Source organism: Streptomyces sp. NPDC059371 (assembly GCF_042751995.1).
Lineage (GTDB): Bacteria > Actinomycetota > Actinomycetes > Streptomycetales > Streptomycetaceae > Streptomyces.
The window spans coordinates 214,511-229,707 of the sequence record NZ_JBHYXD010000001.1; the positions used below are offsets into that span (position 1 = coordinate 214,511).

The 15,197-nt window shown below is 69.7% G+C and carries 10 protein-coding genes and 2 pseudogenes; 7 read left to right on the forward strand and 5 right to left on the reverse strand.

All coding sequences use genetic code 11. The features are described from left to right. Positions 1-24: 24 nt before the first annotated feature. A complete protein-coding gene (locus tag ACFXGX_RS00970) occupies positions 25-1,086 on the reverse strand; it encodes an O-antigen ligase family protein (protein ID WP_384783280.1) in 1,062 nt (353 codons plus the stop codon). A gap of 238 nt (positions 1,087-1,324) precedes the next feature. Here ACFXGX_RS00970 and lnt point away from each other — a divergent pair, with 238 nt between their 5' ends. From lnt to ACFXGX_RS00990, 4 genes are all read left to right on the forward strand, one after another. Continuing rightward, positions 1,325-2,938: an apolipoprotein N-acyltransferase gene (lnt, locus tag ACFXGX_RS00975; RefSeq protein ID WP_384783282.1), complete on the forward strand. Its 1,614-nt coding sequence runs from the start codon at positions 1,325-1,327 to the stop codon at positions 2,936-2,938. A 96-nt stretch (positions 2,939-3,034) separates the two neighbouring features. Then, positions 3,035-3,508: an NUDIX domain-containing protein gene (locus tag ACFXGX_RS00980; protein WP_384783284.1), complete on the forward strand. Its 474-nt coding sequence runs from the start codon at positions 3,035-3,037 to the stop codon at positions 3,506-3,508. 60 nt (positions 3,509-3,568) lie between these two features. Further along, positions 3,569-4,369, forward strand: a complete 801-nt coding sequence (locus tag ACFXGX_RS00985; protein WP_384783286.1) for a 3-hydroxybutyrate dehydrogenase — start codon at positions 3,569-3,571, stop codon at positions 4,367-4,369. A 179-nt stretch (positions 4,370-4,548) separates the two neighbouring features. Beyond that, entirely contained in the window at positions 4,549-6,474 is a 1,926-nt protein-coding gene (locus ACFXGX_RS00990) for a helix-turn-helix domain-containing protein (RefSeq protein ID WP_384783288.1), read from the forward strand. Between the two features lie 68 nt (positions 6,475-6,542). On the opposite strand, the gene ACFXGX_RS00995 is transcribed toward ACFXGX_RS00990, so the two are convergent. Beyond that, a complete protein-coding gene (locus ACFXGX_RS00995) occupies positions 6,543-7,928 on the reverse strand; it encodes an MFS transporter (RefSeq protein WP_384783289.1) in 1,386 nt (461 codons plus the stop codon). 422 nt (positions 7,929-8,350) lie between these two features. On the opposite strand from ACFXGX_RS00995, the pseudogene ACFXGX_RS01000 reads away from it, so the two are divergent. Both ACFXGX_RS01000 and ACFXGX_RS01005 read left to right on the forward strand, forming a co-directional pair. Beyond that, positions 8,351-9,305: pseudogene (locus ACFXGX_RS01000) on the forward strand (IS481 family transposase). A 318-nt stretch (positions 9,306-9,623) separates the two neighbouring features. Continuing rightward, positions 9,624-9,968 carry a hypothetical protein gene (locus ACFXGX_RS01005; RefSeq protein WP_384783291.1) on the forward strand — a complete coding sequence of 115 codons (345 nt, stop codon included), beginning with the start codon at positions 9,624-9,626 and terminating at the stop codon, positions 9,966-9,968. A gap of 1,860 nt (positions 9,969-11,828) precedes the next feature. On the opposite strand, the pseudogene ACFXGX_RS01010 reads toward ACFXGX_RS01005, so the two are convergent. Continuing rightward, positions 11,829-12,048, reverse strand: a pseudogene (locus ACFXGX_RS01010) (IS701 family transposase); the annotation flags it as partial. A 200-nt stretch (positions 12,049-12,248) separates the two neighbouring features. Between ACFXGX_RS01010 and ACFXGX_RS01015 the strand changes: the two are divergent. Continuing rightward, positions 12,249-13,361 (forward strand): catalase family protein, encoded by a 1,113-nt coding sequence (locus tag ACFXGX_RS01015; RefSeq protein WP_384783293.1) that lies wholly within the window; start codon positions 12,249-12,251, stop codon positions 13,359-13,361. On the opposite strand, the gene ACFXGX_RS01020 is transcribed toward ACFXGX_RS01015, so the two are convergent. Beyond that, complete coding sequence (locus ACFXGX_RS01020; RefSeq protein WP_384783295.1) at positions 13,256-14,107, reverse strand: transposase; 852 nt, start codon at positions 14,105-14,107, stop codon at positions 13,256-13,258. The two genes, ACFXGX_RS01015 and ACFXGX_RS01020, sit on opposite strands and share 106 nt — an antisense overlap. After that, on the reverse strand, positions 14,104-14,412 hold the full coding sequence (locus tag ACFXGX_RS01025) for a transposase (protein ID WP_384783297.1): 309 nt from the start codon (positions 14,410-14,412) through the stop codon (positions 14,104-14,106). Before ACFXGX_RS01025 ends, ACFXGX_RS01020 begins: the two co-directional genes overlap by 4 nt. Positions 14,413-15,197 lie beyond the last annotated feature (785 nt).

The window sequence follows — 15,197 nt, forward strand, 5'->3', positions numbered from 1 at the left end:
CCGCCGGAGTGCACGCCCCGGGGATCACTCACCCAGCGAAGTGACCGTCGAGCCGCCGGCCCCGGCCCGCACGCCGTCCGGCGCCGCCGGGGCGAGCGGCCGCGCGGTCGCGAACCCGGCCAGCAGTCCCGCACCCGCGGTCACCGTCATGAAGCTCAGCGCGTTGCCGATCGACGCTATCGCGGCCACCGCCGTCAGGGCCGCGCCCGCCGTCAGCACGATCGGCGTGGTGCGCGGCGAGCGCAGAAGCGCGTACAGGACCCAGCAGAACGCCGCCGCGAGCAGGGCCACTCCGGTCAGCCCCTGCTCGGCGGCCTGCTGCAAGGGTGCGGAGTGGGGTTTGCCGTCGGGCAGCAGGGACTGGGCGACCGTCGGACTGAGCGGTCCGTAGCGGCCCGGCCCGACGCCCAGCCCGGGGTCGGCACGGGCCATGCGCAGGGCGTCGTGCCAGAGCAGGATGCGGTGCTCGGTGAGCAGTCCCTCCAGGGAGGCGGTCAGTCCGCCCGGCAGCGCGTCCTCGCCGATCGCCCAGGTCGCCCCCGTCACCAGAGCCGTGCCGGCCGCGAACCCCGTGAGGCCGAGGGCCCGGCGGCGTACCCGCGCGGTGGCGAGGGAACAGAGCAGGACCCCGGTGCAGGTGACGACCCCGGTGGTGGATCCGAGGAGTGCCGCCGTCACCGCGGTCCCGGCGGCCGCCAGACGCAGCGTGAACCGCAGGGCGGAGGCGCGCGCGGCCCAGGCCGCGCAGCACGCGGCGCCGCAGGAGAGGGTGAGCAGGGCGGCCGTGGCACCGGTGTGACCGAGCTGCAGGCTGATCTGCGGGCCGGGCGTGGCGATCGCGAGGCCGAGTCCGGCCGCCGCCGCGGCGCAGGGGGCGGCCACCGGCAGGAGCGCCCCGGAGATGCGCCCCGCGGCGTAGCCCGCCGTCACGGCGAGCACCGCGAGCAGCATGCCTTCGGGCCTGCCCTCGTGTGCCGCCGCCGTGATCAGCGACCAGGCGGCGCAGGCCACGAGTACGACCATGCCGACGACGTCCGACGCGCTGCGTCTTTCGCCCGTGGCCACCTCTTCGGCCGTGGACGTCATCCCCGCGGAACCCACCCCCGTCGCCCCCCGACTGTGCCCGCCCCGGACGCCGTCACCGCATCAGGCCGCACGTCAGAGGCTCGGCCACACCGTAACGGGTGATGCGCCCGTTTGGGGACCGTTGTGCAGGAACGTTGCGGCAGGTCCGTACGAGGTGAGCTGTCAAGGGGTGTCCCGCCCACCGGGACCCAGCGGACCGAGCTGTCCGCGCCCAGGTCAGGCGCCGTACACTCCCCAAGTGACCGCCACCGCAACCACCGTAGACGAGCCGGAACAGCTCGAACCCCAGGTCGCGCCCGCCTCGCGCGGGTCCGCCCTGGTCCGTCGCCTCCTTCCGGCCGCCGCCGCCGCGCTCTCCGGAGTGCTGCTGTACGTCAGCTTCCCGCCACGGACCCTGTGGTGGCTCGCCCTGCCGGCCTTCGCGGTCTTCGGCTGGATCCTGCGCGGTCGCTCCTGGAAGGCCGGACTCGGCCTCGGCTATCTCTTCGGCCTCGGATTCCTGCTCCCGCTGTTGGTCTGGACCGGCGTCGAGGTCGGCTCCGGGCCCTGGCTCGCGCTCGTCGCGGTGGAGGCCGTCTACGTCGCGCTGGTCGGCGCGGGGATCACCTTCGTCTCCCGGCTGCCCGGGTGGCCGCTGTGGGCGGCCGCCCTCTGGATCGCCGGAGAGGCGGCACGCGCGCGTGCACCCTTCGGCGGCTTCCCCTGGGGGAAGATCGCGTTCGGACAGGCCGACGGTGTCTTCCTGCCGCTCGCCGCGGTCGGTGGCACCCCGGTCCTCGGCTTCGGTGTCGTGCTGTGCGGCTTCGGGCTCTGCGAGATCGTCCGCCTCGCCGTCGAACGGCGCGCCACCGGTGTCCTGCGCCGCGGCGCGGCCGTCGTGGCCCTGATCGGCGTCGCCGTCCCCGTCGTCGGAGCGCTCGCCGCGCGGATGCTCGTCAGCGACAAGGCCGAGGACGGCACCGCGACGGTCGCGGTCATCCAGGGCAACGTCCCGCGCGCGGGACTCGACTTCAACGCCCAGCGGCGCGCCGTCCTCGACCACCACGTGCGCGAGACCGAGCGCCTGGCCGCCGAGGTCAAGGCGGGCAAGGTCGCCAAGCCCGACCTGGTGCTGTGGCCGGAGAACTCCTCCGACATCGACCCCTTCGCCAACTCCGACGCGAGCATCGTGATCGACCAGGCGGCCAAGGCGATCGGCGCCCCCGTCTCCGTCGGCGCTGTCGTCGAGCGGGACGGCAAGCTCTACAACGAGCAGATCCTGTGGGACCCGGAGAAGGGCCCGGTGGACACCTACGACAAGCGGCAGGTCCAGCCGTTCGGCGAGTACCTTCCGCTGCGTCCGGTGCTCAACGCCATCAACAAGAACTGGACCAGCATGGTCCGCCAGGACTTCAGCCGCGGCTCGGAGCCGGGTGTGTTCACGATGAACGGCACCGGCGTCGGGCTCGTCACCTGCTACGAGGCGGCGTTCGACTGGGCCGTGCGCAGCACCGTCACCGACGGCGCGCAGATCATCTCGGTGCCCAGCAACAACGCGACCTTCGACCGCAGCGAGATGACCTACCAGCAGCTCGCGATGTCCCGCGTCCGCGCCGTCGAGCACAGCCGCACGGTCACGGTGCCCGTGACGAGCGGTGTCAGCGCCGTGATCATGCCCGACGGGAAGATCACCCGGCGGACCGGGATGTTCGTCGCCGACTCGCTGGTCCAGAAGGTTCCGCTGCGTTCCTCCGAGACCCCGGCCACCAAGCTCGGCATCGTCCCCGAGATCATCCTGGTGCTCGTCGCGGCGGGCGGCCTCGGCTGGGCCGCCACGACGGCGCTCCGCTCGCGGCGCGACACCGGCGCCTAGCCAGGATCTGTCCGGTCGATCACGACGGAAGGCGCAGGCGGCACCTGCCGTCCGCCTGCGCGCGGGGCGCCGGAGTCGCGCGGATAGGGTCGGGGCATGCCTACTCCCGACTTCATCCGCGAGATCCGGGCCTTCGCCGGCCACCAGCTCCTCTGGCTCCCCGGCGTCAGTGTCGTGGTCTTCGACGACGAGGGCAGGATCCTGCTCGGCCAGCGCTCGGACAGCCACAAATGGGCGCTGATCTCCGGCATCCCCGAGCCGGGGGAGCAGCCCGCCGCCTGCGCGGTGCGCGAGGTGTACGAGGAGACGGCCGTCCACGTCGAGGTCGAACGCGTCGTGATGATCCAGGCCGGGGGACAGGTGACCTTCCCCAACGGCGATGTCTGCCAGTTCATGGACACCACGCTCCGCTGCCGTGCCGTCGGCGGTGAAGCCCGCGTCAACGACGACGAGTCGCTCCAGGTCGGCTGGTTCGCCGTGAACGCGCTGCCGAAACTGGACGACTACGCGCTCGTCCGGATCAAGCAGGCGCTGCTCGACGAACCCACATGGTTCGAGCCCATGACCTGAAGGTGAAGTGTGTGCGCTGACCACATCGGACGGGATCTGGGCGCTGCCTAGGGTCGAGGCATGACCGCGCCCAGCGCCCTTCCGGGCCCCCACGCCTTCAACCTCGACCTCGGCGGACGCACCGCCCTCGTCACCGGAGCCGCGAGCGGTATCGGCCGCGCCTGCGCGCTGCGGCTCGCCGCCGCCGGCGCCAAGGTGAGAGCGGTGGACCGGGACGCCGAGGGTCTGGAATTCCTGGCCGAGCGGACGCAGGGCCTGGCCGGGACGGTCGAGCCGCACGTCCTCGACCTCACCGACCTCGACGCGGCGGAACAGGCCGCGGCCGGCACCGACGTCCTCGTGAACAACGCCGGACTGCAACTGGTCCGCCCCATCGAGGAATTCCCGCCCGACGTCTTCCGCACGGTGCTGACCGTGATGCTGGAAGCGCCGTTCCGGCTCATCCGCGGCGCCCTGCCTCATATGTACGGGCAGGGCTGGGGCCGCATCGTCAATGTCTCCTCGGTCCACGGCCTGCGCGCCTCGGCGTTCAAGTCGGCGTACGTCGCCGCGAAACACGGACTCGAAGGGCTCTCGAAGACCGCGGCCCTGGAAGGCGCGCCCCACGGAGTCACCTCGAACTGTGTGAACCCCGCCTATGTGCGCACCGCACTCGTCGAGAAACAACTGGCCGATCAGGCGCGCACGCACGGCATTCCCCAAGAGCGCGTCCTGACCGAGGTCATGCTGCGGGACAGCGCGGTCAAGCGGCTCATCGAGCCGGAGGAGGTCGCGGAGGCGGTGGCCTACCTCTGCGGACCGCAGGCGGCCTTCATGACCGGAACATCGCTGGCACTGGACGGGGGCTGGACCGCGCACTGAGCCGGAGCCCGGCCTCCCCCCGCCGGCGAAGCGTGCCGCATCCGGGCCGGGGACGAGTTGTCCACCAGGCTGATGTGCTGCCCCCCGGCGGATGGTTGTCCACAGGGCCGCGGTGCTGCCTCGCGGACAGTTGTCCACAGGGCCGGGGCGCCGACCCGCACATGCGCGATCCTGTTGCCATGCCCAGCGATCACCTGCCATCAGCCGAGCGCTCCGCCGACAGCGTGGAAGCGCCGTTCCTGGAACTCCTGGCCCGAGGAGCGACCGCCGACGCCTACGAGCGGCCGGTGCTGCTCGCCCGCGCCGAGGGCCTGCCCGACCGGCGCGTCGCCGCGCTCGAACAGGCCAAGCTGCTCGCGCTGCGCGTGCGCACGGAGATAGAAGGACGGCGCCGCCGCGAGGCCGAGCTCTCCGCGCTCTTCGAGACCGCGCACGACCTCGCGGGCCTGCGGGACCTCGACGCCGTCCTGCGGGCGATCGTGCAGCGCGCCCGGTCGCTGCTGGGCACGGACATCGCGTATCTCAGCCTGAACGACGCGACCAAGGGCGACACCTACATGCGTGTCACCGAGGGCTCGGTCGCCGCGCGCTTCCAGCAGTTGCGGCTCGGAATGGGAGAGGGGCTGGGCGGACTCGTCGCACAGACCGCCCGTCCGTACGTCACCGACGACTACTTCAAGGACGAGCGCTTCCAGCACACCCGGACCATCGACGCGGGCGTGCAGGATGAGGGGCTCGTCGCGATCCTCGGCGTGCCGCTGATGATCGGGCCCCAGGTCATCGGCGTGCTGTTCGCGGCGGACCGCAGGGCCCGGGTCTTCGAGCGCGAGCAGATCGCCCTGCTCGGCTCCTTCGCGGCCCTGGCCGCGGCCGCCATCGACACGGCGAACGCGCTCACCGAGACGCGCTCCGCCCTGGACCGCCTGGGCCGGGCCAACGAGATCATCCAGGACCGCAGCGCGGTCATCGAACGTGCCTCGGACGTCCACGACCGCCTGGCCGAACTCGTGCTGCGCGGCGGGGGAGTCCACGACGTCGCCGCCGCGGTGTCCGAAGTCCTGGACGGCACGGTCGAGTTCACGGAGCCGGACAGCACGCCGACGGTGGCCGTGGAAGCGGCCCGCGCCGACGGCCACGCCGTACGGCACGGCGACGACTGGGTCGCTGCGGTGGCGGCGGGAGGCGAACTGCTCGGCGCGCTGGTGCTGCGCGGGCTTCCGGGCCTCGACCCCGTCGACCAGCGCACCCTGGAGCGCGCCGCGATGGTCACCTCACTGCTCCTGCTCGCCAGACGCTCGGCCTCCGAAGCCGAGCAGCGGGTGCGCGGCGAGCTGCTGGACGACCTGCTGGACGGTCGGGACCGCGATCCGGGGCTGCTGCGGGCGAGGGCGGCGCGGCTGCACGCCGATCTCGACGGACCCCATGTGGTGCTCGCGGCCCGGCTCGACGTCGTGGCCGCCGACGCCGGCCAGGAGGCGGGCGCGCGCAGACGGCTGTGGTCGGCCGCGTCCCATCTCGCCGCCACCCGCCACGGGCTGGCCGCCGCCCGTGACGGAGGCACCGTCCTGCTGCTCCCGCTCGGACCCGGCGACACGGCGACGACACTGGCCCGCCGCACGGCCAAGGAACTGGGCACCGCCGTTCAGGAGGCGGTGACCGTAGGTGCCTCCGCGCCCTTCGAGCGGCTCGCCGCGCAGCCCGAGGCGGTGGCCACGGCCTACACGGAGGGACAGCGCTGCCTGGAAGCGCTGCGCCTGCTCGGCCGGACCGGGGACGGCGCGGCAGCCGAGGACTTCGGCTTCCTCGGACTGCTGCTCGCCGGGGACCGGGACATCTCCGGCTTCGTCGCCCGGACGATCGGCGGAGTCGTCGACTACGACGAACGGCGTGGGACCGACCTGCTGCGCACCCTCGACGCGTACTTCGCCAGCGGGATGAGCCCGGCCCGTACGAAGGACGCCTTGCACGTGCATGTGAACACGGTGGCGCAGCGGCTGGAGCGGGTGGGGCGCCTGCTCGGGGACGACTGGCAGAGCCCGGCCCGCATATTGGAGATCCAACTGGCCCTGAGACTTCACTGGTTGTCGTCGAACGGACCGCACTGATCCCCGCACACGACATCGCGTACGGGGATCAGGATCCGCGGGCCGGGGTCAGACCGTGTGGGCCGGGGTCAGACCGTGTGGGCGTCCGCCGGCGCGACCGGAGCCGGCCGGTCCTCGGTCACGGCGTCGACGTCGGACAGGTCGCGGTCGCGGGTCTCCTTGGCGAAGCCCACCGCGATCAGGGTCAGGACGACCGCCCCGATCACATAAAGGGAGATGGGAGTGGAACTGCCGTAGGAGGAGAGCAGGGCCGTCGCGATGAGGGGTGCGGGCGCGCCCGCCGCGACAGAGGCGAACTGGGCCCCGATGGAGGCACCGGAGTAGCGCATCCGGGTCGCGAACATCTCGGAGAAGAAGGCGGCCTGGGGCGCGTACATGGCGCCGTGCAGGACCAGGCCGACGGTGACGGCGAGGATCAGGTTCGCGAAGCCGCCGGTGTCGATGAGGGAGAAGAACGGGAACATCCAGAGGCCGACACCCGCGGCGCCGAGCAGATAGACGGGGCGGCGGCCGATGCGGTCGGAGAGGGCGCCCCAGGCCGGGATCACGGCGAAGTGCACGGCCGAGGCGATGAGAACGGCGTTGAGCGCGGTCTGCCGGGAGACGCCGGCGGAGGTGGTGGCGTACACGAGGATGAAGGCGGTGATCACGTAGTAGCTGATGTTCTCGGCCATACGGGCGCCCATGGCGACGAGCACGTCACGCCAGTGGTGGCGCAGGACGGAGACCAGCGGGAGCTTCTCCGGCTCGTCCGTTCCGGCCGACTTGCGGGCCTCGGACCGTGCCAGCGCCTCCTTGAAGACGGGCGATTCATCGACAGACAGACGAATCCACAAACCGACGACGACCAGGACCCCGGAGAGGAGGAACGGGATGCGCCAGCCCCAGGAGAGGAAGGTGCTGTCCGACTGTGTGGCGGTGAGCAGTGACAGGACACCGGTCGCCAGAAGCTGACCGGCCGGAGCGCCGGTCTGCGGCCACGACGCCCAGAACCCCCTGCGCTTGGCGTCGCCGTGCTCGGACACCAGCAGAACCGCGCCGCCCCACTCGCCGCCCAGAGCGAAGCCCTGCACCAGACGCAGTGTGGTGAGCAGGACGGGAGCCGCCGCGCCGACGGTCGCGTGCGTGGGCAGCAGACCGATCGCGAACGTCGCCCCGCCCATCAGCAGCAGACTCAGTACCAGCAGTCGCTTGCGGCCGAGCCGGTCACCGTAGTGCCCGAAGACGAGGGCGCCGAGCGGCCGGGCCGCGAACCCGACCGCGTATGTGAGGAAGGAGAGCAGGGTGCCGACGAGCGGGTCGGAGCCGGGGAAGAACAGCTTGTTGAAGACCAGGGCGGCGGCCGAGCCGTAGAGGAAGAAGTCGTACCACTCGATGGTGGTGCCGATGAGACTGGCGGCGACGATGCGCTTGAGGCTGGCGGGGGGTGGGGGAGCGGTGGTTCCGGAGGCCATGTGCGCCACTTCCTCATGTGCGGTGGGGACGGGTACGTGTCGGCACACGGTAGGAAGACGCACGTCAGGCGCACATGTGGTGGGGCGACATAGTTCGAGGGTTGGCTATGCGTGCGGCCACCATGTCGGCTCACGGAAGGGCGGTCCGGGGGCTCGATGGCGGTCGAAACGAGTGCTGTCCGGGACGCGTAGTTCGGTGCGATTTGACGGTGCGGTGCTGACTCCCGTGCTGACTTGGTGCTGACTACGCTCCGTTGAACTCGGACATCTGGGGTTGATCGGCTCAGAGTCGTTGCGTGCTAGGTGTTCTGTCTCGGGAGGTTGTAGACGGGTGAGCCAGGTCTCGGCTGAGGGATCTTGAACAGGTGAGGGCCTTCCGGTTCGGTGTGGATTGAGACGTCTACACCGACAGAAAGGCCCTCGTGCCCCACCGTGATGCGCCCCTGACCGAGACGGGACGCCTGCATCTGGCCCGCTGCGCGGTCGAGGACGGCTGGACTCTTCGCCGGGTCGCCGAGCGTTTCCAGGTCTCGCCGACCACGGCCCGGCGATGGGCCGGCCGCTACCGCTCGCATGGCGAGGACGGGATGAGTGATCACTCCTTCTGCCCGCATCACAGCCCGCGCCCGCACCCCGACCCGTCCCGAGCGGCGGATCATCAAGATCCGCGTCCTGCGCCGCTGGGGACCGGCTGGCATCGCCTACCTGCTGCGATTGAACCCGTCCACCGTGCACCGGGTCCTGGCCCGCTACAAGCTGGCCCGTCCCGCTCATCTCGACCGCGCCACCGGACGGGTGATCCGCCGCTACGAACGGTCCGCGCCGGGCGAGTTGGTGCACGTGGACATCAAGAAGCTCGGCAACATCCCCGACGGTGGCGGCCACAAGGCCCTGGGCCGCCAGGCCGGCCGCAAGACCCGCTCCGGCATGGGCTACAGCTACCTGCACAACGCCGTCGACGATCACTCCCGCCTCGCCTGCAGCGAGAACCTCACCGACGAGAAGAAGGAAACCGCAACCGCCTTCTGGGACCGGGCCCAGACGTTCTTCGCCCAGGTCGGGATCACCGTCCAGCAGGTGCTGACCGACAACGGCTCCTGCCACCGCTCACGCGACTGGCGCGATGCCCTCGCCGCAGCCGGGATCACCCACAAGCGAACCCGCCCCTACCGGCCGCAGACGAACGGGAAGGTCGAGCGCTTCAACCGCACCCTGCTGGACGAGTGGGCCTACGCTCGCCCCTACCGCATGGAGACCGAACGACGCGACGCCTACCCGCAATGGCTGCACACCTGCAATCACCACCGCGGACACACCGCGCTGAAAGGCCAACCACCCGCCAGCCGCGTCCCCAACCTCACAGGGCAATACAACTAGGGCGGCCGACGGCGGGGCGACCGAAGCCGAAGGAGCGCCTCTGGCTGGCCAAGCCGCTGGGGCGGGCGACGGCGGGGCTACAGGGCGGCGATGACGTCGGCAGAGGCCATCGGCAGCGAGAACATCGAGAAATTGTAGGCGATGGTGTTGTCCTGCTCCTCCTACGAGGTGGCGGCGACGCAGTCGGTCAGAGTGATCACCCGGAAGCCGTGCTCGTAACCGGTGCGCATGGTCGACTCCACCTTCAGCGCGGCTTCCCAGTGAGGAGCAGGTCTTGAGAAGGAGGGTCCATCGCACCGTCGCGCTTCCGGCCACGGTGTGCGGTTTCACTCTGTACCTCACGGACGCATCCACCGCGGCTGCCGCAGCTCTGCCGGCAGGGATTATCGCCACGCTGGTGAACAAGACCGGCACCACCGTCACCGTCACTTCCGGGGTGGGGCGGGGCAACAGCATCACCGTTGGGCAGACCGGCAACAGCATCAGGCACACCGTCGCACGGTCCGGCGACTGCACTCCAAGGGACCCGGCAACGACACCATTTCCAGACTGGCCGGCAACTACACCATCAACGGCAATGCCGGCAACGACACCCTCGACGGCGGCCTTGGCTTCGACACCTGCAACCGTGACACAGCGGACCCGGCCGTCAACTGCCCCTGAACAATTGCCCCTCGACCGGCACCGCTGGATGGCCGGAAGGTGCCGGGCCGTGCGGCTGCGCGGTCTGACCCCCTGACCCGGGTGCTCACAACCTGGCCGCGTGCTGCGTGATCAGGGTGGTGTTCCGCAGCGTCGTCGCTGATGCGACCGCTGTCGCCGCGTCGGCCCCGGCAGTCCGGCGCGCCTCACCTCCATGCCGGTAAGTGCTCAATTCTGGTTGCCCTCCCGCGGTCTGGCAGGTCTCGAAGGTGGGAGCAGACTCAGCGGCCGCAGAGACGACCGGCTGTGGTCGCAGTGCGGTTGCTGCTGCCCGTGGGACTCTCCTCAGCCTGACCACCTTGCCCCAGGACATCGCAGGAGCGAAGAAATTGCGCCAGGGGACGTCGAGCCGTGGGAAGTGAGCAGCACTCGGCCCGGATCGAGCGCAACCGTTCGGCTCGTATGCCGAGGCTGCCGCGCCGTCCCGGTCATCAACGTCCCTTCCAGCAGGGTTACATACCCCACTTTTCAGCTTGCGGGTGAGCACTCATTCGATGCGCCCCGTTGGACCCAGTAACCGGTGACCCACCTGTAGTCCGGTAAGTGAGGTTCGTACATGTCAAAGATCGGTTCGAAAGAAACCAAGCGGCGTCTCCCCACCGCTGACTGCTGCCCGGGTTGGGTGCACCTTTACTCCCGTCAACTCAAGGACTGAGGACGGTCGCTTCATGGACTACTGCATCCCGTGCAGCCGCACGCTCAACGGCGCCGTTACCTGCCCAGAGTGTGGGGCATACGACCCCGGCATGGCACAGCTGAGCGATCGGAGAGGCGGTGCTCCGGCCGTCGACGCCGCGATGCCGGAGGTCCGCTTGGGTCGGGGACCGAGCTCCTCCGGGTCGCCCCTTCCCGGGTCACCGACTGCCTCGCAAGACCTGTCGGCTGACCGGTACGACCGTCCGGCGCGGCTGAAGAAATATGCCGTCCGGTCTCTTGCCGCAGCCGCCTTCACCCTCCTCGGAGGCCTGGCCACCGCATCGGTGTTTCCCCAGTCGACGGCCCCACGAGCAGCCTCGATCCCGGAACAGCCGTCCCCCGAAGAGCCCGGGGTCCGCGTTCCCGATTCACAGGCTGCACCGGAGCGTGTGTCCACGCACCCGGCCCGACAGGGCGTCCTGGACCGAAACGGTGACGGGATCCGGCGTCCTCTGCCAACGGCGACTCGCAACACGTCACCGGTCTCTCGGCCTCCCGCCACCACCAGTGCGCCGCCACCAGTGAAGGCGAAGCCACCCCCCCGAGCCTCCAGCGGCCGCCGCCCCAGCTCGCCCTCGCAGACGGCAACCCCTTCCGCGAGGCCCTCCGCCAGTTCCTCCGCCAGTTCCTCCGCCAGTTCCTCCGTCAGTCCTTCCGTCAGTCCTTCCGGCAGCATCAGCGCCTCTTCTACCAGTTAGTGGCTCACCGAGCAGCAAAGGGGAAGCCCGTGGCTGAAACACTGGCAGGGCTCCCCAGCACAGAAACCTCCACCTGGTCCGCGCACGGCATCCGCCGGATCGGCAGCGGGCTCGCCAGCGCCAACAGAGGCCACAACCACGCACCCGTCTGCCGTCAACGACGTGCGGCACGTGGACTGTGGCCAGGAGTTCAACGGTGGCGATGGCGTCACCCTCACCGGCCCGGGCACCGGCGACGAGGACGCGAACATCGGCAATTCTGAACGGTGATCGGTTGCCCCAGTGCGCCGTGAAGAGGTGGGTCTCGCGCTTCCAGTGGTCATGGGGTTGCGGCGACCGCCCAGCGCGCGGCACACCAGGTTGGCAGGGCGGCTTGGTGGCAGGGCTTGGTGGCAGGTGGTGCAGACACCGGTTCAGCACCTCGGAGCGTCCCGGAGGGTGTCGAGGACTTGGTAGAGGGTGAGACCGGTCCGGGGGCTTTTGGGGCGAGGCGCTGTTCGGTGAGGAAGACGTGGGCGGCGGTCACGAGGGTGACGTGGTGGTGCCGGCCGGCCAGGATCGGCTTTCGAAGTGGTCCGGGCCCAGGCCGTGTTGAGTTCGCGGTAGTCGTGCTCGATGCGCCAGCGGACCTTGGCTGGACAGACCAGGAAGTGACTGGACTGCTTGTGGGAGCCGTTCATTTCTGTCCGTCGTCCCTCTGAGCCGCATCCCACGCACTGGGCACCGACGAGTAGCCAGCACCGACGATTCGGTGCTGGGAACGTGCGATCGCCCACAGTTATGTTGTGCACAATTAAATTGCGTACTAGCGTCTGTGCGCAGTACACCACGAGAGGGAGGCGGCACAATGAATCCTGTTCGCTACGAGGACTACCGGCCCATCGAACGCCCTTCCTACCAGGAGGAGATGGAAGCAGTCATCGCCCAGGTGGCGCGTCGTACTCGCGCCTCGGTCGAGCGCGAGACCGTCGGCCGCGCTGTCCGTACGGCCCACGGCAAGACCTACGGCCTCCTCAAGGCCACGGTCACGGTTGGTGACAATCCTGGCTTCTACCGGCAGGGAATCTTCGCACGGCCGACCGCGTACGACGCCGTCGTCCGCTACTCGAACGGCTTGGGCCACGATCGCCCCGACCACCAGCTGGGCGCGGCTTGCGGAATGGGCATCAAGCTGTTCGGAGTTGCCGGCCCCTCGCTGCTGGACGACGAACGAGACAGCGGCACCTTCGACCTCAATCTGATCAACAACGATGTCTTCTTCGCGAACACGGCCTACGACTACATGGTGATCGAGGATTTGTTCGCCGAATTGCCCGAGGCCCTCGTGGACCCAGCCCGCCGCAAGACCTGGATGGCGGAGTTCCTGACCCGTCGGCTGACGCTCACCGATCCCGACAGCTGGCTGTGGGACGAACTGCTCGCCATGCTGTCGTTCACCGGTGTCCCGCGCAGGAATCTGCTGTCGTACAGCTACAACAGCATGGGCGCCTTCCGGTACGGCGAACACATCGCCAAGATCCGTACCGTGCCGACCGCCGCGTCCCTGGCCTCCATCACGCAGCAGATCGTGGACGTGCGCGCGGACAATGAGGCATTCCGCCGCACCCTGGTGGCCGAGGCCGCGGAGCGAGACCACTCCTTCGAGCTCCAGGTCCAGCTCAACACCGATCTGGCCCGTATGCAGGTGGACAACACGTCCGTCAAGTGGCCCGAGGACCTGGCCCCCTGGGTGACGGTCGCCCGGGTGGATCTCCCGCGCCAGGCTATCGGCGGGGACGACAACCTGGCGGCCGCCGACGCCACGTCGATCACGCCGTGGCGTTCACGCGAGGACCACCGGCCCATCGGCGAGATTCAGCGGGTGCGGCAGGAGGTGTACCGGCGCTCGTCCGTCGAACGGCACCGCATCAACGGGCAAGAGCGGCGCGAACCGGCCGGCAGCGCTGAGCTGCTGGGCTGAGCTGCCTCGGTCGCGCCCGCCGTCGCGCAGGTTAAGTGGGCACAGCACCGCCGTCCACCGTCCCGCTGGACACCCAGGGGTGCGGCAGCCAGGTGGTGGCTGGCGGATTGGATGGCCAGCAGGTGTGTGGTGCCCCGGAGGCCGGCGGCGACTCCCGTGGCTCGGACCCGGTTGAATCCGCCCTGCGATCCGCGATCGCTGTGCAGAATGCACCCGGCGACGTGTCCACGCCGGGCAACAGCGTTGTTCAGGGCTGTGACGGCCAGGCGGGACTTCATCCGCGTGTCGATCGAGTAGCCGACGATTCTCTTGCTGAAGACGTCCTTGATCGCGCGGAGATACAACTTGCCTTCGCTGGTCGCGTGTTCGGTGATATCGGTGAGCCACAGCCGGTTCGGTGCGGTTGCGGTGAAGTCACGGCGGACGAGGTCGTCGTGCACCGACGGGCCGGCCTTCTTGATCCTGCCGCGCTTCTTGCCGAACACGCTCCACCAGTTGTTGTCCCGGCAGATCCGCCACGCGGTCCGGTCGGCCATGCCGGATCCCGCGCTGCGGGCTTCGTCGGCCAGGAATCGGTAGCCGAACTCCGGATCCTCGAGGTAGGCGTCGAACAACGCGTTCGCGCGTGTGGCCTGCTCGAACTCGGCATCGGTCACCGGCCGTTCGAGCCAGCGAAGGTAGGGCTGGCGGGCAAGCTTCAGGTCCCTGACCGTGTCAGGGACCCCGCCCGTGGCCAGCTCTTTCACGAGCGGGTAGATCCTTTTCCCGGCAGATGCGCCTGCGACAGGTAGGCCGCGGCCCGGCGTAGGACCTCGTTCTCCTGCTCCAGCAGCTTGATCCGCCGACGCGCTTCCCGTAGTTCCGCGTTGTCCTGGCTGGTCGTTCCGGGCTTTGTCCCGTCGTCGATGTCCGCGCGACGCATCCATTTCCACAGCGTCATCGCGTGCACTCCGAAGCCGGCGGCCACCTGCTCGACCGTCACGCCCGGGCCGCGGTTCCTCGCGACCCGTACGACATCCTCGCGGAACTCTTGCGGATAAGGCTTGGACACAGCGACATCCTTCCTACCTGCCCCGCAGGGCAAGCCAGTTCAGATGCCACCCGATCGTGCGGCAGCCCCCCGTCTTCACCTGTCCCGTGCTGACTTGGTGCTGACTACGCTCCGTTGAACTCGGGCATCTGGGGTTGATCGGCTCGGAGCCGTTGCGTGGTAGGTGACCGGGCTGAGAGAACGAGCCCGGCCTTGGGGCTCAGCCACCGTGGGCGTGGGCAGGTGCTGCGCCTGGGCGCGGCGCGCGTTCGTCCCAGCAGATTCTTCGTCTGCTGGTGGTACACCTGCCTGCGTGGCTCTGACCAGCACGAGTGGGGAGTTGCAAGTCCAGCGTCGGAGTCACTGGTCCGCGTATGGTCCGGATCTTGGCATGGGTCGGTCTGGACCGGTATGCGACTCATGCAGGCGCCGGAACTGATGTGCGCTGAGAGGTGGAGGTGATGCGCCGCCCTCGGTGGGCTGGTGTCGTTCGTCATGAAGTTCACCACCGATTCGCTCTGACCTGGGCCAATACGGTCACCGGCGCTGCTGACCTGCGCAGTTGAGTCTTTCAGCGTCTTTCAGCGTCGTGCTGCGCTACGCGATCGATCCTCCCCGCGCGCTCCCCGGCGCGGTCATACTCCCCAGATTTCTCCCAGGGGCGGCTTCTGTGGTGGGAGGAAGCAACGTCACCTCCGCTTGCGCGGAGGTGAACCGCCCTGGGGGGGGCGCCCGCCGCCCCCCCCCCCGCCGGGCGGCTCCCCCGGAGGAACCAGACCACACACCAGGGAAACGGGCAGCGCGGG